At 48.3% G+C, this 23962-nt stretch carries 20 protein-coding genes, 1 pseudogene and 2 riboswitches; of the genes and pseudogenes, 6 read left to right on the forward strand and 15 right to left on the reverse strand.

Annotated elements, in window-relative coordinates; all coding sequences use genetic code 11:
- Nucleotides 1-17: 17 nt before the first annotated feature.
- Nucleotides 18-485 (reverse strand): low molecular weight protein-tyrosine-phosphatase, encoded by a 468-nt coding sequence (locus tag Q9R36_RS09580; protein WP_311225028.1) that lies wholly within the window; start codon nucleotides 483-485, stop codon nucleotides 18-20.
- Nucleotides 486-655: 170 nt separating this feature from the next.
- On the opposite strand from Q9R36_RS09580, the gene Q9R36_RS09585 reads away from it, so the two are divergent.
- From Q9R36_RS09585 to Q9R36_RS09595, 3 genes are all read left to right on the forward strand, one after another.
- Nucleotides 656-880 carry a DUF1128 domain-containing protein gene (locus Q9R36_RS09585; protein ID WP_094769334.1) on the forward strand — a complete coding sequence of 75 codons (225 nt, stop codon included), beginning with the start codon at nucleotides 656-658 and terminating at the stop codon, nucleotides 878-880.
- Nucleotides 881-939: 59 nt separating this feature from the next.
- Nucleotides 940-1761, forward strand: a complete 822-nt coding sequence (locus Q9R36_RS09590; RefSeq protein WP_311225029.1) for an MBL fold metallo-hydrolase — start codon at nucleotides 940-942, stop codon at nucleotides 1759-1761.
- 225 nt (nucleotides 1762-1986) lie between these two features.
- Nucleotides 1987-2709, forward strand: a complete 723-nt coding sequence (locus Q9R36_RS09595) for a class I SAM-dependent methyltransferase (RefSeq protein WP_311225030.1) — start codon at nucleotides 1987-1989, stop codon at nucleotides 2707-2709.
- A 165-nt stretch (nucleotides 2710-2874) separates the two neighbouring features.
- On the opposite strand, the gene Q9R36_RS09600 is transcribed toward Q9R36_RS09595, so the two are convergent.
- From Q9R36_RS09600 to treR, 7 genes and pseudogenes are all read right to left on the reverse strand, one after another.
- Entirely contained in the window at nucleotides 2875-4080 is a 1206-nt protein-coding gene (locus Q9R36_RS09600; protein ID WP_129613714.1) for a hypothetical protein, read from the reverse strand.
- Between the two features lie 27 nt (nucleotides 4081-4107).
- Nucleotides 4108-5295, reverse strand: a complete 1188-nt coding sequence (locus Q9R36_RS26135) for a hypothetical protein (protein ID WP_396137113.1) — start codon at nucleotides 5293-5295, stop codon at nucleotides 4108-4110.
- A 306-nt stretch (nucleotides 5296-5601) separates the two neighbouring features.
- Nucleotides 5602-6618, reverse strand: a pseudogene (locus Q9R36_RS26140) (collagen-like protein); the annotation flags it as partial.
- A gap of 743 nt (nucleotides 6619-7361) precedes the next feature.
- Nucleotides 7362-8111 carry a type I methionyl aminopeptidase gene (gene map, locus Q9R36_RS09610; RefSeq protein WP_009792130.1) on the reverse strand — a complete coding sequence of 250 codons (750 nt, stop codon included), beginning with the start codon at nucleotides 8109-8111 and terminating at the stop codon, nucleotides 7362-7364.
- 597 nt (nucleotides 8112-8708) lie between these two features.
- On the reverse strand, nucleotides 8709-9233 hold the full coding sequence (locus tag Q9R36_RS09615) for a type 1 glutamine amidotransferase domain-containing protein (protein ID WP_253616268.1): 525 nt from the start codon (nucleotides 9231-9233) through the stop codon (nucleotides 8709-8711).
- A 61-nt stretch (nucleotides 9234-9294) separates the two neighbouring features.
- Nucleotides 9295-10614, reverse strand: a complete 1320-nt coding sequence (locus Q9R36_RS09620) for a lysine N(6)-hydroxylase/L-ornithine N(5)-oxygenase family protein (protein WP_311225031.1) — start codon at nucleotides 10612-10614, stop codon at nucleotides 9295-9297.
- Nucleotides 10615-10723: 109 nt separating this feature from the next.
- Nucleotides 10724-11449 carry a trehalose operon repressor gene (treR, locus tag Q9R36_RS09625; protein ID WP_101551215.1) on the reverse strand — a complete coding sequence of 242 codons (726 nt, stop codon included), beginning with the start codon at nucleotides 11447-11449 and terminating at the stop codon, nucleotides 10724-10726.
- Nucleotides 11450-11565: 116 nt separating this feature from the next.
- Nucleotides 11566-11648: riboswitch (cyclic di-GMP riboswitch) on the forward strand.
- 51 nt (nucleotides 11649-11699) lie between these two features.
- On the opposite strand from treR, the gene Q9R36_RS09630 reads away from it, so the two are divergent.
- Nucleotides 11700-15008: an EAL domain-containing protein gene (locus Q9R36_RS09630; RefSeq protein ID WP_311225032.1), complete on the forward strand. Its 3309-nt coding sequence runs from the start codon at nucleotides 11700-11702 to the stop codon at nucleotides 15006-15008.
- A 55-nt stretch (nucleotides 15009-15063) separates the two neighbouring features.
- Here the strand turns inward: Q9R36_RS09630 and Q9R36_RS09635 are convergent, their stop codons facing one another.
- From Q9R36_RS09635 to Q9R36_RS09655, 5 genes are all read right to left on the reverse strand, one after another.
- On the reverse strand, nucleotides 15064-16053 hold the full coding sequence (locus tag Q9R36_RS09635) for a class I SAM-dependent methyltransferase (RefSeq protein ID WP_101551213.1): 990 nt from the start codon (nucleotides 16051-16053) through the stop codon (nucleotides 15064-15066).
- The gene (locus Q9R36_RS09640; protein WP_009792136.1) at nucleotides 16050-17369 is read right to left on the reverse strand and encodes an FAD-dependent oxidoreductase; all 1320 of its coding nucleotides are present in this window, start codon (nucleotides 17367-17369) and stop codon (nucleotides 16050-16052) included. Before Q9R36_RS09640 ends, Q9R36_RS09635 begins: the two co-directional genes overlap by 4 nt.
- 1014 nt (nucleotides 17370-18383) lie before the next feature.
- Complete coding sequence (locus tag Q9R36_RS09645) at nucleotides 18384-20057, reverse strand: acyl-CoA dehydrogenase family protein (protein WP_311225033.1); 1674 nt, start codon at nucleotides 20055-20057, stop codon at nucleotides 18384-18386.
- Between the two features lie 13 nt (nucleotides 20058-20070).
- On the reverse strand, nucleotides 20071-21588 hold the full coding sequence (locus Q9R36_RS09650; RefSeq protein WP_311225034.1) for a class I adenylate-forming enzyme family protein: 1518 nt from the start codon (nucleotides 21586-21588) through the stop codon (nucleotides 20071-20073).
- Complete coding sequence (locus Q9R36_RS09655) at nucleotides 21585-21968, reverse strand: MerR family transcriptional regulator (protein WP_094769821.1); 384 nt, start codon at nucleotides 21966-21968, stop codon at nucleotides 21585-21587. The genes Q9R36_RS09650 and Q9R36_RS09655 overlap by 4 nt, the downstream gene beginning before the upstream one ends.
- A 231-nt stretch (nucleotides 21969-22199) precedes the next feature.
- On the opposite strand from Q9R36_RS09655, the gene Q9R36_RS09660 reads away from it, so the two are divergent.
- On the forward strand, nucleotides 22200-22523 hold the full coding sequence (locus Q9R36_RS09660) for a helix-turn-helix domain-containing protein (RefSeq protein WP_009792142.1): 324 nt from the start codon (nucleotides 22200-22202) through the stop codon (nucleotides 22521-22523).
- 139 nt (nucleotides 22524-22662) lie between these two features.
- On the opposite strand, the gene Q9R36_RS09665 is transcribed toward Q9R36_RS09660, so the two are convergent.
- Both Q9R36_RS09665 and Q9R36_RS09670 read right to left on the reverse strand, forming a co-directional pair.
- A complete protein-coding gene (locus Q9R36_RS09665) occupies nucleotides 22663-22803 on the reverse strand; it encodes an anti-repressor SinI family protein (protein WP_101551199.1) in 141 nt (46 codons plus the stop codon).
- Between the two features lie 35 nt (nucleotides 22804-22838).
- Nucleotides 22839-22945, reverse strand: a riboswitch (cyclic di-GMP riboswitch).
- A gap of 243 nt (nucleotides 22946-23188) precedes the next feature.
- Nucleotides 23189-23386 carry a hypothetical protein gene (locus tag Q9R36_RS09670; protein WP_311225035.1) on the reverse strand — a complete coding sequence of 66 codons (198 nt, stop codon included), beginning with the start codon at nucleotides 23384-23386 and terminating at the stop codon, nucleotides 23189-23191.
- Nucleotides 23387-23602: 216 nt separating this feature from the next.
- Here Q9R36_RS09670 and Q9R36_RS09675 point away from each other — a divergent pair, with 216 nt between their 5' ends.
- Entirely contained in the window at nucleotides 23603-23950 is a 348-nt protein-coding gene (locus Q9R36_RS09675) for a helix-turn-helix domain-containing protein (protein ID WP_101551194.1), read from the forward strand.
- The last annotated feature ends 12 nt before the right edge of the window (nucleotides 23951-23962 follow it).

Consider the following 23962-nt stretch of genomic DNA (forward strand, 5'->3'; position numbering starts at 1 on the left):
CTCTTTCCATTTTTACTTTATAAATGATGAATTATGCTTATATCTTTCAGGAGCCTTTCGCAGCTCTCCTTCAGAAGGCTGTAGACTTCCTCGAAGTTGCCGGTATAATATGGATCCGGCACGTCTTTATCACTAAGGTCGCTGTAGTCGAGGAGTCTGACTACCCTGGCATCAGGATTGCCTTTTTTAAGGCTCCGGATATCTGCCTGGTTTTGGCTGTCCATCGCCACGATCCACTGGAATTCATCCAGGTCGGCTGCTTTAATCTGCCGTGCGGCCATTCCCGCAGCATTCACCTTGTATTTCTCAAGGATTTTCCTGGTTCCTTCATGGGGCGGCTTGCCGATATGCCAGTCACCTGTCCCCGCAGAATCAGCCTCAATCGCATGCTCAAGCCCTTCCTTTTTGACCTGGTCCCTGAACAGGGCTTCTGCCATCGGCGAGCGGCAGATATTGCCGAGGCACACAAACAAAACGCGAATCACAATCACATTCCCCCTTAGCTACATTTTCTTCTATTTCACTGCTTTCATGCAACTATAAGCAGGAAGGCCACTCTATAATTTGATTGACATTCCGCTCTTATCATGGAAAGATGAAGAGTAAAGAAGACAGGCAAGGCCTGTTGATATCGTTATGAGAGGATGACTCCCCCATGAACCTATCGGAAAAATCTACGGAAAATGTAGAATATATGATTGAACAGATCAAAGAAAAGCTGAAGGTCCTGAACCTCGGTGCCATCAAGCCGTCCCATTTTGACGAGGAAATGTACACAGAGCTGAAGGAAATCTACGATCTTGTCATGAAAAAAGATTCTTTCAGCCCCAACGAAATGCAGGCGCTCGTAGAAGAGCTCGGCAACTTGAGAAAAATGTAAGAAAAGCAGCAGGCCTATAGGGTCTGCTTTTGTTTTATTACCATCAAAGGAGGATTCCCATGCTCATCCATAAAGACCAAAACACAGCCATTTTCCAAAGCAGCCTGTTTAAGACCAATTCTGCCGTCATTCAAACAGAGGATCTGGTACTCGTCATCGACCCATGCTGGCTTCCCCACGAGATTGAAGAAATCCGCTCCTATGCATACCGCGCAGCCGGGAGCCTGCCGATTTTTGTCCTGTACACCCATTCCGACTATGATCATATTATCGGCCACGGTGCTTTCCCTGATGCAAGCATCATCGGCAGCAAAGCACTCAATGAAAAAGACGGCCAGGAGAAGGCAAAAATCCTGGATCAGATCCTCTCATTTGATGATTCCTATTATATCGACCGGGACTATGCACCTTCCTATCCGGGAGCTGACATCGTCATTTCACAGGACGGGCAGGCACTGGCTGTCGGCGGGACAGAGCTTAAATTTTTCCTGACGCCCGGCCATACTGACTGCGGGATTGCCTGCATCATCCCCTCGCTTGACCTGCTGATCGCAGGAGACTATCTCTGTGATACAGAGTTCCCTTATGTTTATTTTTCCAGCACCGATTATCTGCTCACTTTGGAAAAATTCGCGGACAGCCTCGCAGACCACAGCTTCCGGCTCATGATGACCGGGCACGGACTGCCGGCCTACAGCAATGAGGAGATTTCATCCCGCATCCACTCCTCTGCCGGTTATCTTGCAAAACTGAAGGAATATGTGGCTGAAGGGAATGCAGCCGAAAGCTATGTACTGTTTGAGGAATATAAGTATCCCCGCATCATGAAAGACTTCCATGACGGCAATATTGAACTGATGAAAAAAGAATTCGGAAACTGATTGCCCGGCATATGCCTGGCTTTTTCTGTGGATAAGACATTTTCCAATAAAAATGACCCTGTGGATAAGTGTGATTTTTCAGAAAGATATATACTTTTGTGGATAGTTTGACTGTTTTATGGGGATAAGCCTCATAATAGTAACCTTCCATTCACTTTTCCATATTTATATACTACACTGCGCGCGCGTTCCAATATGGATCATTAAGAATGGAAAGGATGCACAATGACAGACACTCAAACACCATATCATTGCCCTTTTTGCAATCAAAGCTTTGACTCATTTTTCCCGTGGCCGGATTTTTACGACTTTCCCAGCCATATCTATGAAATGTGGAACAAAGAAACCGCCATCTGCCCTCATTGCCACTCCCTTGACCGTGAGCGGCTCTACAGGCTTTACATCGAAAGGGAAACAAATCTGCTGGAAAAAAAGCAGAAGCTGCTGCATATCGCCCCTGAAACGAATTTACGGCGATGGATCAGCAAAGTTTCAACAGTTGACTATCTGGCGGGGGATCTGATGCCCGCGGATGCAGAAACCATACAGATGGACATTCGGGCCATTCCTTATCCTGAGGGCAGCTTCGATGTGATTCTGTGCAGCCATGTGCTGGAGCATATACTTGAAGATCAAGCTGCCATGGACGAGATTTACCGGGTGCTGAAGCCCGGCGGCTGGAGCATTCTGCAGGTACCCATCAGCCTGAATCTGAAGAAAAGCCTTGAGAATCCCTTGATCACCTCTCCCGCTGATAAGCTGAGGTATTTTGGCCAGAGTGACCATGTCAGACTCTACAGCAAGGAAGATTTTACGGGCAGACTTGAAGCTGCAGGCTTTATAGTGGAACAGTATGATTTTGCTGAGCATCACGGCCTTGGGGAAGCAAGGAAGTATGGATTGTCGGCAGGCGATACCCTGTATATCGGAAGGAAAAAGGCCCTGTGAGCATTCACGGGGCTTTTCTTGAGAATAAGCAGAGATCGACGTATAAACGAGGTAAATAAAGACGGGCTAATGCGGCTGCGTGATAAATCTCTTTTGACACTAATTTCCCAAGAGGTCCTTATGTATAGACTGTCCCAATCGCATTGGAACAGTCTGTAATCTCTTTTACCAGCTTTCTAAAACCAGGAACGTAGCATTAACGGTTGCAGTACCTCCTTCAAGGTTAGCTACAGCCAATGTTACAATTTCATCATCGGGCAGTTGAAAGTCAAGCAGTTCTGCCTGAGCTGTTACCCGGCTGATACTGCTTCCTCCTGAACTCACTCCCTGATAGACTACTTCCCCTCCAGTAAAGGTAGTGGAGTTATTATTTACCAATAAACTGGTTTCATCATCAGGAATATTGGTAGTGGCTGTCGGAAAATTAACGAATGTCCCATCGACAGTTCCCCCTACCAGCACCTGGAATGCAATATCAAGAGAGGATACTATATTTACTCCTTGAAGAAGTACATTTACCGAGTTTGGCCTTCCGGAACCTGCCGGGAACTCTGCTTTTCTTCTAAAAGAGATAACAGGCCTAAGTGTTGCCCCGACTCCTGATACAGACCTTACCTCTGAGGTAATCCGAAATACTGGATTGAACTTTCCTATAATTGTATACTGCCGTCCACCCATGAATAAGGTGAGACTGCTGGCTGTACCCGCATTATCTACTTCACCTCTCAAGGGAAGGTTCGGGTCAATGAAGCTTGTTTGTCCGCTTGGCACATATCTATGGACAGTGACGACTTCCTGGGCAAGTGTTAATGGATTTGGAATAACAACTCTAAATTCGACTACACCGTAGCCATACCACGTAAAAACGATTTGATAGATGTTACCTTCACTTAAACTCAATGTGGCACCGCTGGGTCCACTGCCATCCAACGGATCCACATTCCATGAAGCCTGCGGTATGACTGTATCAACACCGCCTCTGCGGATTGCAGCAAATATTGTACTGCTTGTTGTACCGAAAAAAGCACCATTTTCACTGTCAAACAATCCCCATCTTGCCACTTGAGTGCCTGTCGGGTTCACGGGCAGCCGTACACCGACTCCTGCTTCACCTGCGTACCCTGGCTGATACCGTCCTCTCAGTGCACTTTCAAGAATTGCGGTGTCCGTTCCTCCAACTCCTGTACTGATGAGATATTCGGTACCATCATTTGTAACTGTACCGCCGCCGGCAGTTGTGACCACATCCCTCAAATCTGACAGGCCGTAAACTGAAGTTAATTCTACAACGGGAAATTTACTCGCAACCCGGAGCTCGTTGAACTGAGAATTAACATTGGGGCCAATATTTGAAATTATGATATCTGACAAAATATTCCCTCCCTGAATTTTCTACTGTTACCACTCTTCCGTCACCCTAAAGGCGGATATCACTGAGCTTGTGCCTGTAAACGTCGCTATTGCTAGAGTTACGATGCTGTCATCAGGAAGTTCGAAGTCTAACAGTTCAGCTGAAACCAATACCCGGTTGTTCCCCGGTGCACCTGATGCAGCTAATCCCTGAAAGACGACCTGGCCCCCTGTCAATGTTGTTGATGTTGTGTTTACAAGCAGTGCCGTTTCATTGGAAGGTATATTTGTTGTAGCTGTAGGGAAGTCAACAAATGTTCCGTTTATAACTGGGTCCAGAAGAATTTGGAAGTAGATATCTGTGGTTGGCAGCAGATCTACCCCTTCCAATTTTACACTCACAGAGTTCGGCCTCCCTGAGCCAGCCGGGAATATCGCTTTTCTCTGGAATGAGATTACAGGGGTTAAAGTTGTGGTAGCTGTTACCTGCCTTCTTTCCGAGGTAATACGGAAAACAGGATCATATTCACCGATAATTGAGTACTGCCTTCCTCCCACAAATAAGCTGAGTGGACTTGCAGTGCCGTTATTTTCCACCTCTGCTCTTACTGGCAGATTAGGATCTGTAAAGCTTGTTTGGCCCGTCGGCGAGTACCTATTAACAGTAATAACTTCCTGGGCAAGGGTGAGTGGATTTGGTATAACTACGGAAAAGGAGATCACTCCATACCCATACCAGGTAAAATCAATTTGGAATATATTACCTTCAGAAAGATCAAGTGTAGCCCCGCTTGGACCCGTTCCGTCGAGAGGATCCACATTCCATGAAGCTTGAGGAATGATGTCTATATCTGTTCCTGCTCTCCTGATTCCAATAAAAACACCCGTTGCATCCTGTCCAAAAAATGCTCCGTTTTCATCGTCAAATAGTCCCCATCTGACAACCTGGGAACCAGTCGGAGGGCTTGGAAGACGTACACCAATCCCGCTTTCCCCACTAAAACCAGGCTGATATCTGCCTCTTTCAGCCGTTTCCAGCACAGCAGAATCTGTCCCATTAGCAGTTGTGCTTAATATAAACTCTGTATTATTAGTTCCTACCGTACCGCTCCCGGTAACAGTAGTGACATCCCTTAAATCAGATAGGCCGTATACTGATACAAGCTCTACAATTGATGTTCTTGCGGCAGTCCTTAATTCATTAAATTGAGAATTTACATTAGGTCCGACATTCACAATGGTTGCGGCCGGGTCAAAGACTCCTGTTTCTCCCTGCGGACCTTGAGGACCTTGAGGGCCTTGCGCTCCGGTGGCTCCGGTTTCTCCCTGCGGCCCTTGGGCACCGGTGGCTCCGGTTTCTCCCTGTGGCCCTTGGGCTCCGGTGGCTCCGGTTTCTCCCTGTGGCCCTTGGGCTCCGGTGGCTCCAGTTTCTCCCTGTGGCCCTTGCGCTCCGGTTGCTCCGGTTTCTCCCTGCGGCCCTTGGGCTCCGGTGGCTCCGGTTTCTCCCTGTGGCCCTTGGGCTCCGGTGGCTCCGGTCTCTCCTTGCGGCCCTTGCGCTCCGGTGGCTCCGGTTTCTCCCTGCGGTCCTTGCGCTCCGGTGGCTCCGGTTTCTCCCTGTGGCCCTTGGGCTCCGGTGGCTCCGGTTTCTCCCTGCGGCCCTTGGGCTCCGGTGGCTCCGGTTTCTCCCTGCGGCCCTTGCGCTCCGGTGGCTCCGGTTTCTCCCTGTGGCCCTTGGGCTCCGGTTGCTCCGGTTTCTCCCTGTGGCCCTTGCGCTCCGGTTGCTCCGGTTTCTCCCTGCGGTCCTTGCGCTCCGGTGGCTCCTGTGTCTCCCTGCGGCCCTTGGGCTCCGGTTGCTCCGGTTTCTCCCTGCGGCCCTTGCGCTCCGGTTGCTCCGGTTTCTCCCTGTGGCCCTTGGGCTCCGGTTGCTCCGGTTTCTCCCTGCGGCCCTTGGGCTCCGGTGGCTCCTGTGTCTCCCTGCGGCCCTTGGGCTCCTGTGGCTCCGGTTTCTCCTTGCGGCCCTTGGGCTCCGGTTGCTCCGGTTTCTCCTTGCGGGCCTTGCGCTCCGGTTGCTCCGGTTTCTCCTTGCGGGCCTTGCGCTCCGGTTGCCCCTGTATTTCCTTGCGGCCCTTGGGCTCCGGTTGCTCCTGTATTTCCTTGCGGCCCTTGCGCTCCGGTTGCTCCTGTTTCTCCCTGCGGGCCCTGGGCTCCGGTTGCTCCTGTGTCTCCTTGCGGGCCTTGCGCTCCGGTTGCTCCTGTATTTCCTTGCGGCCCTTGGGCTCCGGTTGCTCCTGTATTTCCTTGCGGCCCTTGGGCTCCGGTTGCTCCTGTATTTCCTTGCGGCCCTTGCGCTCCCGTTGATCCTTGCGGGCCCTGGGCTCCGGTTGCTCCTGTATTTCCTTGCGGGCCCTGGGCTCCGGTTGCTCCCGTTGATCCTTGCGGGCCCTGGGCTCCGGTTGCTCCTGTATTTCCTTGCGGGCCCTGGGCTCCGGTTGCTCCTGTATTTCCTTGCGGGCCCTGGGCTCCGGTTGCTCCCTGAGGACCCTGAGGGCCCTGCTCCCCATTACCTTCACCTAATAGCTCGTCTGAAACTAATCGGTGGGCTGCTACAAGCTGTCCATTGGCATCTTTTCCCCATACAGACACTTCTATTGCCTCTTCAGCAGACCCGCCTGTCTCAAAGGTGTACTCAAAAGCGTTTAAATCTGCAAAGTAATTTTTTGTGACCACTGAATTTGGAGCCAGTGAAAATTGCTCCAATACATACAAACTGCGGCTTCCAGTCAGATTATAGCCTTCGATCTTAATATTGCCGCTAAGAGCAATACTTCTATTTGCAACCTTAACTGTTACCTGCCTTGTGGGACGGCTACCTCCAACTGGATTATTTTCGATAGGTCCCGTTAAGAAAAATGTCAATATATCCCCGCCTTTTTTAGCTCCTTTCAGAAATTTTTTATTCATTGGGAGCTATTAATCTTGCAATAAATCTCCATCCATTCATGGTGATCATCAAGAAAACCGAGGTATATTTAAATCTGCTTCTTTATGTTTTTCATCTATATAACTCGGTTTTCTCATTCAGTCTATTCAAAAATTAAGAGATGGCTTATCCAAAAACCTATGTCTGCAAACTATTTATAGTGGCAGGCAGAAGTTATGGGAGAACAGGCTGCCTTTTCTGAAGCGGCCACGACTCGCTGGCCCCAAAAGGCGGGGATTGAACCGAATCAAAATGTAAAAATAATAGCCCCATGTAATATATTTATCAAAAAAAAAAGAAGGCCTGAGAGCCTTCCTTCCATTTATTCCTGATCTGTCAAAATCAATGTGCCTTCCTTCGTAACCGCAATGGTATGCTCATACTGCGCAGAGAATTTGCCGTCTGCCGTCCTCGCTGTCCAGCCGTTATTGTCCATTTTCGTGTCATACACGCCGACATTGACCATCGGCTCGATGGTGAAAACCATCCCTTCCTTGATGCGCGGCCCTTTTCCAGCAAGGCCAAAGTGCGGCACATCCGGCTTTTCATGAATCACATTGCCGATTCCGTGCCCGATGAAATTGCGGACAACAGAGAAGCCCTCACCCTCGACATAGGTCTGGATGGCGTGGCCGATATCCCCGATCCGCTTGCCAGGCACAGCCTGCTCGATCCCTTTATAGAGGGCTTCCTTTGTGACCTCCAGCAGCTTGCGGTGCTTCTCGGACAGATTGCCGACCGCATAGGTCCAGGCAGAATCTGCGAGCGCCCCGTTATATCTGACAACCATATCAATCGTGACAATATCGCCGTCCTTCAATTCTTCCCTGCGCGGAAAACCGTGGCAGATTTCATCATTAATGCTGGCACAGGTCGCATATTTATAGCCTTTATAGCCTTTCTGCTCCGGAGTCGCATCATGTTCCTTAAGGAATCCCTCCACAAACTCATCGATTTCCCAAGTGGTCACACCCGGCTTGATTCTCTTCGCAATCTCTTTATGGCACGAGGCGAGAATTTCGCCCGCTTTTTTCATCGCTTCAATCTCACGCGCTGATTTCAATACAATCATCATTTTACCTGCCTTCCCCGCTCATTTATGTAAAACTGTATATGGTTCAGATAGCAAAAAAGTCCCTTTCTCTATCTTATCGCGACAAAGGAAGAATTTCAAAGGAATGGCGCCTAATGCCTTTTACCACTATATGTTTGGAGGGCTGGGTGTGCCACAAAACAGGAAATGGCCACTCTCCCTGGATTTAGGATTATTCTGCCTAGAATTTGATTTTTTCTCCCCGGATTGCGGTTTTTTCACCCCACTTTAAGCAGGATTCACCCCAAAAACAGCAATAATTTTTCCTCTTTACAAAAATACCTATTTACCATCAAAAAAAGAACGGTCACCACTCATGTAACCGCCCCGCCCCCTTCTATTTTGAGTGTGTTTTATGGGCATTTCCAGCTGGGAAAAAAGCCATTGTCTCTACATTTTAAATTATTCATGCCAAAATCTGTTTTTTTCTCCCCGGATTGCGGTTTTTTCACCCCACTTTAAGCAGGATTCACCCCAAAAACAGCAATAATTTTTCCACTTTACAAAAATACCCAAATCCAAGCGCAAAAAAAGAGCGGGCCACGCTCAACCAAGCGCCCCCGCTCCTGCTCCATTTTATTTTGAAAGTACATTCAATGACTCTTTAATGAACGCCGGGATGTCATCCGGGTTGCGGCTTGTTACCAGCTGGTTCTGGCATACGACAACTTCCTGGTCCTTGAAGTTGACGCCGGCGTTTTCCATGTCGACGCGGATGGATTTGAAGCCTGTCGCATCTCTTCCATCAAGCGTTTTTGCTGTGATGAGCAGCTGCGGTCCGTGGCAGATTGCCAATACAGGCTTCATGTCGTCCATGAAGGATTTTGCAAACTGGACAAAACGGTCATCGGCACGAAGCTGGTCAGGAGAAAATCCGCCTGGCAGGAAAAGTGCATCAAAGTCGGAAGGATTTACATCATCGATCCCTTTATCAATCTGCACGGTTGCGTCTCCCTGCTTGCCTTTGACAGATTTGCCTGCTTCCTTCTCGATTGCCGTAATTTCATGTCCTGCTTCTTTGAAAGCTTTCGCAGGATCTGTATACTCTACGTCTTCAAACATTTCGGTAATTAAGCATGCGATTTTAGCCAATTTGGTCATCTCCTTTAAATTTGATCACATTAATGAGATTTCCCTCCCTGGGCAGTGATAAAACCTTGTTTTACTGTACAACTTCTTCTTCCCTCGGGACAAAGCGGTGAAAGACGTTTTTCTTGTTGCTTTTATAGATTTCTTTTTCAGCAAGGGTGTTGATGATCCGCCTGTTCCTGTCGACTGACAAGCCGAGATGGGTGGCAGCGGCCCCGTGGGAATGCTCAATATTGGTCAGGGTGAAGATCCTGTTTGTGCGCTTCTTTTTAAAAAGGATTTCATATGAGAGAGACACTTTGAATTCGCGCTCTCCCTCCCAGATGATTTCGTCCCCATAGCGGCTGAGCAGCCAGTCAGGCAGATGCGGCCGATAACCCGTCGCCAGGACCACTTTGTCAGAATCCAGTTTAAAAGGTGTTTCTGCCTGTTTCTGCTGGAGCTGCAGCGCGAAGCCGGATGATGTGCGCTCCATCCCCTGAAGCTCCGCGTGCGGCTGAATCCTCGCTAGGCTGGACTCGCCGCCGATTGTCTGGTGATAAAGCTCTTTGTAGATAAGGTCCAGCAGCCCCGGCTCAATGCCATTGCGGAGGCCGTTCAATGTATCCAGTGACTGGATCCGCTCCTCATAAGGAAGGCTGTGAAAATAATTCACATACTCCGGTGAAAAAAACTCCTGGCCGAGCTTTGTGCTTTCCAGCTGCAGGAATCCGGCAGAGCGGGCCAGCCAGTTGAGCTGAAAATCATGCGTTTTCTGGCATTGCAGAAGATCATAAAAGATTTCCGCAGCACTCTGCCCTGAACCGATGACACTGATGGACCCGCCCTCAACCAGCTTGTCCTTGTACTGCAGATAGCAGCTGGAGTGGATGCAATCCTCCCCCAGGAATTCCTTCATATGGCCCGGCACCAATGGTTCATTCCCTGTGCCGAGAATCAGATTATAGGCAAAATAAGTCTCTTCCTGCCCATTTTCCATATTCAGCACTGTCACCTCAAAAAAGCGCTCTCCATTCTCCTCCCTGTCCCGCACATCCGCCACTTCCATGCCGAACCTGCAATTGTCCAGATTTGAAGCTGCCCATTGGCAGTAATGATTATATTCCTTCCTCGGGATCTCCAGCCGGTGAAAATAGGAAAACTGGGTCAGCCGGTCATGCTCGTGCAGATAATTTAAATACGTGTATGGGCTTGTCGGATCAGCCAATGTGACCAGGTCATCCAGAAACGGCACCTGCATCTCCGAGCCTTCAATCAGCATGCCGGGATGCCAGGAGAATTCCGGTGTTTTGTCAAAAAAGAGCCCCGTCAGTCCAGGGACCTTCTTTAGCATCACCGCCAGGCTTAAATTATAGGGACCAATGCCGATGCCAATCAGATTATATATATTCATGCTATTACCCCTTCTCAAGGATTTTTCACAACAAAAAAAACTAACAGACTTTAATCTGTTAGTTTTTACCCATTTTCTTATTTTTTCAAGCCCGATCCAGCACATCCTGTCAGCCTGAAGGCATGTCCATCCGCCTGGCAAAATCGACAAATCGGAACTTGTCCGGCCGGTGGCGTGATTCAGTATATTGGAAAAGGGATGCATCATCAAAATAGATATAATTTTTCACGACGACGACGGAATGGTATCCTTCCAGGTCCAGCATCCTCCGGTCTTCGTCTGTCGGCTCCTCGACAGTGAATTCCTTTTTCGCAAAACTGATTTTCTGGTTCAGCGTGTTCTCGATATATTCAAATATTGAATTGCGGCAAATCTCTTCTGTCAGGCCGGGAACCAATTTTTCTACCAGGAAATCTTTATCAAGGATGATCCGCTCACCCTCGATTTTCCGCACACGGCATACCTTCCATATCTTTTCCTCTTCCTTGATATGCAGCTGCCTCATCAAATCATCATCCGGGAACGCAAGTGCAAACTCCGCGACATCGGTTTCCGCCTTCTGGCCCATCTTTCCTGCCAGCTCCTTAAAGCTGACCAGGCCGGAAATCGGGAACTGCAGCTTCTTGAGATCAAGCACAATCGAGCCCTTCCCCCGTATCTTCTGGATGAACCCGTTCTGCGCCAGCAGATTCAGCGCCTTCCGAATCGTTTCCCTCGATGTCTCAAACATCTCCGTCAATTCATTTTCAGACGGCAGAATGCTTCTTGCAGGATAATATCCATCCTGTATCTTTGATGCCAGTTCTTCGTATATGAGCAGATATTTATTCTTCATTATTAATCACCTAAGGTTATTTTACCGTTATAGAAGCGGTTTGAGAATGCCTAATCATGTTATCAGTTATATATTACCAAAATAATTGCCAGGATTTCCACATTAGGGATATGTTACTATATAAGTGGCAAATTTTATGAAAGTAAAAGACGCAAAGCTGCGGGCCTAAGGCTTTTGCTATGGCAGCCGGGCTGCTTGCTATTTTTTTAGCATGACACCTTGCCAGATTAATAGAAAGGTGAAGAAATCATTGAAAAAAATAGAAAATCACAAATTGAAAACAACTATTCAAGAACCAGGTGCCCCCCTGGTTGAAAATATACATATCTATGAAAGCTTATTCCTGAACACATCAGACCTGGCTTACATACTGGATAAAGAAGGCCAAATCCTTAAAGTAAATGAGGCGGCCGTTAAGGCCACAGGATTTAGTGCAGAAGAAATTCAAAAGAGGGGATTTTTTCCCTTTGTCTGCAAGGAAGACCTCCCCGAGGCAGAGACAAGCTTCCAGGCAGTATTGCAGGGTTCTACCCAAACACATATTTTCCGGATCAACCGCAGAGACGGCGGGCTGATTCTGTTAAACAGTGTCGCCATCCCGATTATCCAGGAAAACCAAACCATCGGGATCATTGGGATCTCAAAGGATATTACAGCCGAGGAAAACTTAAAGCAAAAGCTCAGCATAAGTGAACAGATGTACAGATCTCTTTTTGACAACCATCCGGATGCCGTATATTCACTGGATCTAAACGGAGATGTGACAGCCTTTAACGAATCCCTCGTCCGTTTGTTCGATTATGATCCCGACATGCATGGAATATCTTTCAGGCAATTTGTTGCCCCGGAATCTATGAGTCTTGTGCTGCGCATGTTTAAACTGGCCGCAAAAGGAAAACCGCAAAACTACAATATGACCGGCATCAACAGATCCGGGGAAAAGTTTGATGCAAATATCACAAATATTCCTATCATTACAGATAATCAGATAACCGGCGTATTCGGGATTGCCAAGGATATCACCGAACTGGCTGATAAGGAGCGCAAGCTGCAGAAAGCGGAGGAAAGGCTCAATCTCGCCCAGAAGACGGCTGACTTCGGATATTGGGACTACTATTTCAAGGAAGACTACGCCTACTGGTCTGAGCATATGTATGAAATGTTCGGAGTATCAAAAGATGAATTCATTCCTTCTTTTGATTATTATAAAGACTTTATCCACCCGGAGGACCTTGCACCGTTTCTGAAAAATTACCATGCATCCCTGGAGGAAAAGACCCCGGCAGATTTGGAATACCGGATCATCCGGAAGGACGGCCAAGTACGCCGGCTCCATCGTCAGTCCACCTTGATCCTCGATGGTGACGGCAATCCTGAACGGGCGGTCGGCATTTCGCGCGATGTGACGGAACAGCGGGAAATAGAGGACAGACTGGCTGAGAACACAGAGCAATTTAAGAGCTTTTATAATAATTCAGATGTGGGTGTATGGTCGCTCGACCCCGCTGGCAAAAAGGTTCTGATCTGTTCTGATGCGATCCTTGCTATCTATGGGTATACCAAAAAAGAACTGTATAGAGATCCCCGTATATGGAATAGATCTATTCATCCGGATGATATGCGGGAAGTGATGAACAATCAGAATAAAATATCAGAAGGAAATATTATCAAGCAGCAATACAGAATCATCACGAGGGATGGAAAGCTCAAATGGGTAAGCGACCACCTGATCCCCATCTATGATGAAAATGGCCGGCTCATTCGCCTGGATGGTATTGTGGCTGATATCACAGCCCAAAAGCAGGCCGAGGCACAAATGGAATTCCTCGCCTATCATGATTATATGACAGGCCTGCCGAACAGGCGCCTGTTCGACCAGACCCTGAATGGCCTGTTCGAGGACAAAAATCCGGAAAAATTCGCAATCATGTATCTGGATCTTGACCGATTTAAGCATATCAATGACACCCTGGGCCATCCGATTGGCGATCAGGTACTGAAAGAGGCGGCGGAGAGGATAAAGGCCTCAATTCGGAAGGATGATTTTGCTTCCAGGATGGGCGGCGATGAATTTGCCATTATCGCGCCGAACGTTGAGAGCATTGAGGATGCAAGCAGGCTGGCAGCGGAAATTACAGGCACCATCCAGAAGCCCTACGAGATTGAAGGCTACGAATTATTCATTACGGCAAGCATCGGGATCAGCCTGTATCCCAATAATGGCAGCACGCCGGAGGAACTGGCGCGCAATGCCGATGCCGCCCTGTACCATGCCAAGCAGATGGGCAAAAGCAGCCATCAGGTGTACAACGCATCCATGAATATTGAATCATTCAAAAAGTACTGCCTGGAAAGAGATATGCGGAATGCTCTGAAGGATGACCAATTTTACGTGGAATTCCAGCCAAAGATCGAGCCAAGGACCCATAAGCTGGCAGGCGCCGAAGCGCTGCTGCGCTGGAACCATCCTGACTGGGGCATCGTATCCCCGATGGAATTCATCCCTGTTGCGGAAGAGTCAGGGCTGATCGTTGAAATCGGAGACTGGGTGATCGAAAATGTGATAGCCAAGATGGAGGAATGGCAGAAAGGCGGCCTCTCCCTTGTGCCAATCTCCATCAATGTGTCAGGACAGCGCTTTTACAAAAATAATCTGGCCGAAATGATCGGGGACCTTTGCCAAAAGCATGGAATTTCCCCCACGCTGCTTGAATTGGAGCTGACTGAATCCAGCCTGATCCACTATTCGGACCAGGTCCTCCAGGAGCTTGAAAAGCTTGGGCAGCTAAAAATAAAACTGTCTCTCGATGACTTTGGAACAGGCTTTTCATCGCTAACGCACCTTAGGAAATTCAAGTTCAATACGCTAAAAATAGACAAATCTTTTACCAAAAATATCATCTCCAATCTGGAGGACGCCACCATTACCTCCAGCCTGATCGACATGGCCCATGGTCTGAATATGAAGGTAGTCGCTGAGGGAGTCGAGGAATTTGAACAGCTGGATTTTCTCAAAAAGAAGGGCTGCGATGAAATCCAGGGCTTTCTCTTTTCCCGGCCTGTTTCCGGCATAGTGTTCAGGGACTTTCTAAAAGAAGGGTATATTCTGCCGGACGGCGGTAAAGGCTTGGACAAGCTGAAAAAACAAAGGAAGTATTTCCGGATCGATCTTCCCCTCCCTCTCAGTGCTGACCTGACCATCCTCAAGCTGAAAGATAAACAGGTCGAGATGGGCAAAAATGAAGTGCTGATCGAAAATATCGGACCCGGCGGCGCCAGATTGTATACCAACATCAAACTGCCGATCAGACAGGATATTCTCTTTCAGATCCAAACAAAGATTCTTGGAGAAACACTCAGCCTTGATGGGCATATTGTCTGGAAAGAAGAAAAATCGGACCTTGTCACACAATATGGGCTGGAGTTCAGCATAGATGACAAGCGCCGGGAAGAGCTCACCCAGCTTCTGAATGAAATACAGGGACCTGCCGAAAAAGGCACAAGGATTCCCGGCTCCCGGCAAGTAGAGGCAGAATGCCCGGTTGATTATTTCGGCTAGAGTGCCTTATTGCCATCTGCACAGGAAAAGACGGAGCACCTGCCCCGTCTTTTTTCTATGCCCGTCCCAGCTCAACGAAATACCATCCGCCTTCTGTGATGATCGGCTTGAAGGTCTTTATTTCCATCCCGAGCTTGCCGGCTATTTTCATCATATCTTCTTCCGTCGGGGTGGCATACAGATTTTCAAATGCCGAGAAAAAGCTGTTGAAGACGCTTGAAAATTCCTCGCCCTTCTTGGAATGAAGAATCGGGGTAATGACAGTGATCGTCCCCTTATCCGACAGCCAGCCGCTCATCCGCTCAAACAAGCCTTCCCGTTCCTCAGGCTCAATATAATGAAGGAGATTATTGATCATGATCAAATCTGCCTTTTTCTCCGGTTCATATTCCTGCATATCCGCATGGACGATGCTGATATTCGGATTGTCAGCACAATTGCCGGCTGCAGATTCTGCAACATCTTCATTGATTTCAATACCGGTCATGGTAATGTCCGGATGTTTCTGGCTGATCCGTTTAAGATACCCTCCTTCGCCGCATCCTACATCCAGAATCGATTTTATATCATTATTCTTTATTACCTTGGACATCTTTGGCAGTGCGAGCTGCTCCAAGAGGGAGGAAGTCCGTGCCACGGTCGGTCCGTGCTCGTCATTGTCAAATGTGTTCCGCTCATTTTTCCGCAGCATATCCGGATAGGTCAGCAGTGTCGGGATATGGAGCTCCATCATTTCCTTCAGGATGACACCTGTCGAACGCGGATTCTTAGGCGATGAGGGGAGGCTGAATTTTGAGGCGGTCTTGATTTTTCCATCGCGCTTCTTCTTCAGATGCTTGACCGCCAGTCCCACCTCCACCCATCTGGTGAGGAGCTCCTCCTGGTAATCATGCGCCGCCGCCACCTCGCGGACCGTCTTCGGATCCTTGAACTGGGAGAACAAATCCAGCTCAAATCCCACATAAGCATGCCAGCTGTACAGGAAAGGCTGGTTTTTCTTCATCCAGTTCCTTGCTTTTAATAGTCTTATATATTCCGAGATCATAGCACGCCTCCTGCCAATTTCGTTTTCCAAGGATAGTCATCCTTTTCTTTGTAAAAATAACTTTCCTTCTCTGCAGGCGAGAGCTTCTTCTCGCGGGCAGGCAGCATCCCGATCTGAATGGCGCGGTCCAGCAGGCTTTCCTGCCAGAATCCGAGTCCTGAAATATTCAGCATCTGTTTGAACTGCAGCTTCTTGTCCCTTTCGATCTGCTTCAGCCCCTTCTGCCTGATCCCTGTCACAAGCTGATAAGGATAGGAATAGGCAAGTGCTGATAAATGGCTGAACTTGATCATTTTTTCCGCCCGGTGCTTGCGGACTTTTTCATAGCAGCTCAGCCATTTCGGGCTGAGATTCCCTGTCTCATACATCGTCACCAGCAGCTCGCCGAGCACATCGGCATCCTGGATCGCCATATTCATGCCCTCACCGGCCATCGGATGGACCGTATGCGCCGCATCGCCAAGGATGACATGGTTGCCGTCCACATATTTATCTGCATAAAAGGCGGTCGGAATCATCAGCTGAATATCCTTCCAGCTCTTCAGCTTCGTCACATAACCATCAAGCTCCGGGTACAGCTCGATGTACTTCTGATGGAAATGCTCGATCCCCTTCTCCTGAAACTCCTTATAAGTCCCCTCCGGTATGAGATACACCGAACGGACCTTGTTGTCCGGAAGCGGGAACAATCCGAGGAACTTATCCTTCGCCGTAATGATCTGCCCTTCTGTCAAACTGTCCGGCCGCGGGAAAGTCACCGTCAGGAAATGATGATTATAATCAATCTTCTTCGTCTCGCTCTCAATCTTCTTTCTCGTCAGGGAGTTGCGGCCCTCTGCCCCGACATAGAAATCCGCCTTCAGCGAAAACTGCTCCTTCCGCTTCCGCACCTCCACAATCAGCCGGTCTTCGCAATACCCTTTGCCAAGCCCGCCTTTTATATATTCGAAATTGGAATAGCTCATCGCATGCTTCAGGAGAATGCCCTTCAGCGTCTCATGCTCAATCATCAGCGCATAATCAAATTCCCCGGGAAGCACCTGGTAATCCATCGCCAGCTCTTCTTCCTCTTCATCAATCTCGGAAAAATTGATCCTCGAAAACTTATGGCCGTTATACTCAATCTCACTCAGGATCTCCAGCTGCTCAAAAATCTGCAGACTCTTCGGCTGCAGCAGCTCTCCCTTATACACCGGCGACGGACCATCAAGCTTTTCAATCACCGTCACATGCACATCCGCCTGCGCCAGCTTCAGCCCCAGCGTCAGCCCGCCGATTCCGCCGCCCAATATCGCCACCTCTGTCTTAAGAACCATCCAGTCCACCACCTTTTTCTCATCTTATAGCCTGGAATGGGGATTTTGAAACCAGGGGGTGTGCTGGGGGGATGGGGTTTGGGGAGCGGTTTGGGTTGGCGGGAGGGTTTGTGGTGCGGAGTTTGTGAGGGGTGGTGCGCCTGGCACCGGGGCGGTGGAGGTGTGGCGGCTTGGCGGCGGAGTTGCTAATAAAACCTGAAAGTTGCTAATATAAATGAAAAGTTGCTAATATATGGCGAAAGTTGCTAATATACTGGAAAACTTGCTAATAAAACGAAAAAGTTGCTAATATCCGCCCGGCAGCAGCTCCCTTCCAGCCAGCGGCACGCTCAACCGAGCCACCCCCGCCGCCCCAAGTCGCAAATATAATCGGAAACTCGCAAATAAACCCAGCAAACTCGCAAATATATCAAAAATCCCGCAAATAATCGCCCGCCGAACCCCCAGCCAGCCAACCCACCGCACAAACAAAAAAAGCGCCAAATCCCAGATTCAGCGCCCCACTCCACTCAAACCTCCACTTCCGCCGCTTCCCCCACATGCATCAGCACATCAAAATGCTTCACCGGCAGCATTTCTTCATCCAAATGGTGGTGCCAGGCACCTTGGCAGCGTGAAAGCAGAATTGGCGCTGTTTTTCGGGGCGGGGTGCCTGGCACCGGGATGCGGTGTGGCGGGCTGGCGGCGGAGTTGCTAATAAAACCTGAAAGTTGCTAATATAATTTAAAAGTTGCTAATATATGGAGAAAGTTGCTAATAAAATGAAAAAGTTGCTAATATCCGCCCGGCAGCAGCTCCCTTCCAGCCAGCCGCCCCCTCAACTGTGCCACACCCACCGCCCCAAGTCGCAAATATAATCGAAAACTCGCAAATAAACCCAGCAAAGTCGCAAATATATCCCAAAACTCGCAAATAAATTCCGAAACTCGCAAATAACCGCCCGCCGAACCACCAGCAAACCACCCCCACAGCACAAAAAAAGCGCCAAATCCCAGATTCAGCGCCCCACTCCATTCAAATTTCCACTTCCACCGCTTCCCCCACATGCATCAGCACATCAAAATGCTTCACCGGCAGCATTTCTTCATCCAAAACCTCAGTCAGCCCCCAAATATCATTCAAAAACACCCGCGCTACAATCTCTTTCCGCTCACCACCGACAGCTGCATCCTTCAAAGCAATCACACTTTCATAGATTTTCCCCATCAGCACAGCTGCCCGCTTGCAGTGGTACGTCTGCATATCGCGATCTGCGCGTCCAACAGCCGCAAGCAATTCCTTCAACCTCAACAGCCCCTCATAAACAGGTGCCGCAAACTCCTGCAGCCGCTCATCCAGCCCCTCAAGCTCCGCCTCCATTTTCCCAACAAACAGCTCATCTGCCCGAAACTTCTCTATCAATCTCAAAATCTCAAGCCCGAGAATATTAGCTGTACCTTCCCAAACCGTCAGCACCTGCGCATCCCGCAATAGCCGCGGTGTGACAAAGTCTTCAATATAGCCGTTCCCGCCATGCATCTCAATCGATTCATGCGCAAAATGAATGGCCTGCTCAGCTGTTTCTTTCTTCAGCAGTGCGATCAAAAGCCGGTTCATCGCTTCCTCTTCGCGCGAAGCTTCGCCTGCCGCAACCCGGTCATACAGCGCAATCAGACTGAACACGGCACTCGTCTCAACCTCCTGCTTTGAAGCCAGCTTGGCAAGTGTCTCTTTTACCATCGGAAAGTCAGCAAGCCTGCTGCCAAAGGCGTTCCGCACAAAAGCGTATTGTTTCGCCTCCAAAAAAGCCCGCTGCATGATGCCGATGCTAGCCACGCTATTGCAGATCCGCGACAGATTAAGCGCCTCCATCATATAGTGGATTCCTTTATCCGCATCGCCTACCAGATGGGCCTCTGCCCCGTGGAAGACCACTTCTCCTGACGGCACAGCGCGGACGCCAAGCTTATCCTTCAGCCGCCTGATCTCAAGTCCGTTCAGCTCGCCGGTCTCCTTCCTCCATGGAACAAGGAACAAGCTCAAGCCTTTCGATCCAGAAGCCGCCCCCTCTCTCCTTGCCAAAACCATCGCCACTCCGCACGCACCCGCGTTGGAGGCAAAATATTTTTCCCCATAAATCCGGTAAGCCCCATCCTCCCGAACAGCCTTCACCTCATTAGCACCTACATCAGAGCCGCCCTGCCGCTCGGTCAAAAAGGTCGCCCCTTCAAACAGCTCGGTCTCGCCAGTGCTGATCACATGAGGCAAATACTTCTCCCTCAGCTCTTCATCCGCATAATGGTCGATCAGATATGCGGTCGCCATCGTCAAAGTAACCGGGCAGTAAAAGCCAGGCTCTGTCTGCGACAGCAGATATCCCTGTGCATACGAATACACATAATTCCCCTTGCGCCCAAGCTCGGGAATTTCCTTATGGACATAGCCGACAATGCCGGCATTATAAGTCTGCTCCACCGTTTTCCTGTATCCCTCATTCAGCCAGACATGGGAAATATCATTGCCCATTTTGTCATACTTAATCAGCCGCGGCTGGCCTTCCCTGTCGGTATGGACCGCCCGCTCGTCAATTTCCCCGGCACATAACCCCCCGAACGTTTCAAGCTCCTTTTCAGCCCATGCAAAAAATTCCTCATCCATATACTGCTTCAGCACAAATGCCAAATTCGGATCTTCCTGATAAAAATTCATAGGTTGCCCCTCCTCAAACAGATTGCTTCTGCTGCCTCAATGACTGCTTCAAAATCTTACCTGTCGCATTCCGCGGCAGCGCCTCTATTTCTTCATATAATTTAGGTATCTTATAATCAGCTATTTTTCCTGACAAAAATGCCTTTAACTCACTCTCATCCAGACTGCCCGGCTGCTTCAGCACAACATAGGCCTTAACTGTCTCGCCCCACTCCGGATGCGGCACGCCGACAACTGCTGTCTCGGCAATGGCAGGATGCGAAGCCAGCAGTTCCTCAATCTCTTTCGGAAAAATATTGACGCCGCCGGAAATGATCATATCCTTCTTACGGTCGACAACCCAGATATATCCATCCTTGTCATACCTGGCCATATCACCGGAATAGAGCCAGCCGTCCTTAATCGTTTCCGCTGTTTTTTCGGAATCCTTATAATACCCCTTCATCACGCCTTCGCCCTTCAGAAGGATTTCGCCAGCCTCGCCTGGCTCGACTGGATTGCCTTTTTCATCGGCAATCATGATCTCCGTTCCGAGCGCCGCTCTCTTCCCGATGCTGCCTGCCTTCTGTCCATGCTCGCCAGCCAGCAGCAGGGTCCCGCTCGGACCGGCCTCTGTCAGTCCATACACACAATAAAGGCTGTCCGTTTTCAGCCGCTCCTTCACCAGCCTGACTTCCTTTTCCCCAAGCGGAGCCCCGCCGTATACCCAATACTCCATTGAAGACAAATCATATTTTTCGATATCAGGCTGCTTGGCTGTGAAAAGATAGGCAACTGGTGCACCGAAGAAATGGGTCGCTTTTTCCGAAGAAACGAGCTTTAACAAAACTTCCGGTGTGAAAATGGGAGCCATGATATGGGCTGCCCCCACATAAGTGCCTGCAATCAGGAACAGATGAAGCGGCGCCGAGTGGCTCAGCGGCATCAAATGGAGCATGCGGCTTTCCGGCTGCATGGACATTTCCACCGCCATCATGATCGCTGATGAAAGAATATTGCGATGAGTGAACAGCACCCCCTTCGGACTTCCGGTCGTCCCTGACGTATAAAGGATCGCGGCCTCGTCATCCTCCATCAAAGGAATTCCCGCATCCATATCCCGGCCGCCCGTCACCAGCTCTTCAAAACTGGCCCAGCCAGCCGCTGCTGCACCTGTCTTCACACACTCGAGACCAGCCCTTTCATTCAGGGTTCCCGTCTGTTCAAGCAGCATTTCATGGGCAAACAAAGCTCTCGCTCCGCTATGTTCGAGGATATAACCCAATTCCGAGGCCGTCAGCCGGCTGTTCACCGGCACAATCAGCGCACCAATCCTAATCGCCGCGAAATACGTAACCACAAATTCCGGAACATTTGGCATGAAAAGCAGAATTCTATCTCCTTTCTCATAGCCCCTCGTCCTCAATGCATCTGCCAGCTTATTGACCCTGCTGTTCAGCTCTTTATAAGACAGCCTCTCCTCCCCGGAAATGACAGCCTCCCTGTTTGGATATTTCCTTCCGTTCCTCGCCAGCAATTCAGATACGTTCATATATGATCCCCCTTTTCGTTCAGCCTTTTTTCAAATTGGTCCAGCATCTTTTCCATTTCTTCTTTTAAAAAAAGCAGCTCCTCGATGCGGGCGTTCACCTCCTTTACTCTGTCCCTGCCATACTCGACCGTCCGCTCCAGCTGCTTCCGCCCTGAACGGTCCTGGTCAAAGAGCACGATCATTTCTTTTATTTCATCCAGCTTAAATCCGAAGCGCTTGCCCCGGAAAATCAGCTTCAGGCGGATATAATCCTTTTTGGCAAAAATTCTTCTTCCATTTTCATTTCTATTAGGGCTTAATAAGCCAAGCTCTTCATAATATCTGATGGTCCTGGTGCTGACATCGAAAGCCTTTGCCAGCTCAGAAATGGTGTATTCCACATTATCACCTAAATTCTTTAACTATTCTGACACCAATATAACATTTACGTTAACGTAAAGTTCAAGTCTTCAGCGGATTCAGTTTCTATTAAGAAAAATTTGATTTTTTCGTCTGGACTCTTAGGAAAAGATATTACAATTGTGTTAAAATGAAATATAGTGATTGAACAAATCGTTCTTAATAAATAACTCTTCGATCAAATAACTTCTGGACAAAAGGTGTGTGGAACAATGATTGGCGAACGTGTAAAAAGACTGCGTCAGGAGAGAAAGATGTCATTATCAGAGCTCGCTGAACAGGCAGGCGTAGCAAAATCCTACCTAAGCTCCCTGGAAAGAAATCTTCAGACGAATCCTTCCATTCAATTTTTAGAAAAAATTTCTGCTGTTCTTCATGTTCCGGTTGATACACTGATCCTGGACCAGCCCAATAAAGAAGAATTGGATTCTGAATGGATGAACATCGTCAAAGAAGCAATGGATTCCGGCATCTCAAAGGACCAGTTCCGCGAATTCCTCGAATTCAATAAATGGAGGATCAATCAAAAAAAGTAATTGCTCCGAGGCTGTTATACAAAAAAGGACAACCAGTCATCAAGCTTGACAGCCTCCGTAACCTCCAATGTCCCCGCAAAATAAAAAAGCATTTCTCCTGCAGAGAAACACTTAGCTTTCTATATTCTGTTGTTAGTTTTCAGCCGTTATCCGCTATCAGATCCACTGCCGGCTGGCCGGCAAGAAAGTTAAGTATATCTTCTTTTTTCAGGCCAATATTCTTTGCTTCCGCAATTAGTGCCACCCATTCCAAGTCCAATTCCTGCAAATTATTTTTCATAACCCTTCTCTTCCCCCTAAAATACATTTCGTATTCCAGGCAATCCAGCCGTCCTGGCGCCTCATCCGACTTTACTATCGATAAGCGCGGTAGACCTGTGACTTTGCGTCCCCATCTTTCAACAGGTTTGCCTTTTTCTGCTCACTCCTGCTTTTTTCATATCCTCTTAAGACTACTATAAAAGTTTTCCCAACATTTTCGTGTTGCTTTTTGTCAAATTCTTCAAATATTTTTAAGCTATTATTCGACAAAAAGAAGGTTAATTGGGTAGTTTTAGAAATTTCCCAAAAGTTCATGAGACTTATGGCCCGGTGAATCTAAGGGTAACGTGTTAGAATTTTGCTCATTTAGTCGACAGCTTTTAGGTAGGCCTTATTTCCTCTATCTATTTAATGGCCCTTCCCTTATAGATCTCCATCTTCCTCTTAAAAGGCACAACCTTCACCGGAAGCTGCTCAAATGTAAAAGCATCAAAAAAGGGAAACAGCGACAGATCATTGCCGCACACCGGGCAGAGCCATTCGCCTATTTCACTGCTGCTGTAGGATGGGCGGTGGCATTTAGGGCAGTTTTTTCGGTACATGGGGGGTCTCCTTCCAAAAAATGCTTCTGCTAAGTTAGAAATAGTATAGTTTATGCCTCTCCTGAAATAAATTTCCATATTTATTCATATTTTCGTCAAATAGAACGTTTTTCGTTCTTTATCTTGTATTTCCTCTCGTTTTCTCACTATTTTGTATTTTATAAATTACTTAATCGTTCGTTATAATGTATAAAATGCGTGTAAGGGGTAGATTATATGCTCGGAAAAAAATTAAAATCTCTGAGATTAAAAAATGGCTACTCACTTAATGCATTGGCAAAAAAGGCTGGCATTTCTAAGTCATATCTCAGCTATATTGAAAGAGACGTCCAGATGAATCCATCACTCCAGATCTTATCCAAGCTGTCAGGAGCATTGGAGGTGCGGCTTGATGAACTGATTGAGATCGAGGATCATGCCAAAGATCAAAATTCCGAGATTGCAGCAGATCCAGAGTGGATTGAAATTGTACACGAAGCAATAGAACAGGGCATTTCAAAAGAGGACTTCAGCTATTATCTTGATTTTCTTAAATATAATCGTGAACAGAAAAAAAGACAGTAAAAAACCGGCCCC

Origin of the sequence: Bacillus sp. AG4(2022), assembly GCF_031844465.1 — a bacterium.
GTDB lineage: Bacteria > Bacillota > Bacilli > Bacillales > Cytobacillaceae > Bacillus_AB > Bacillus_AB infantis.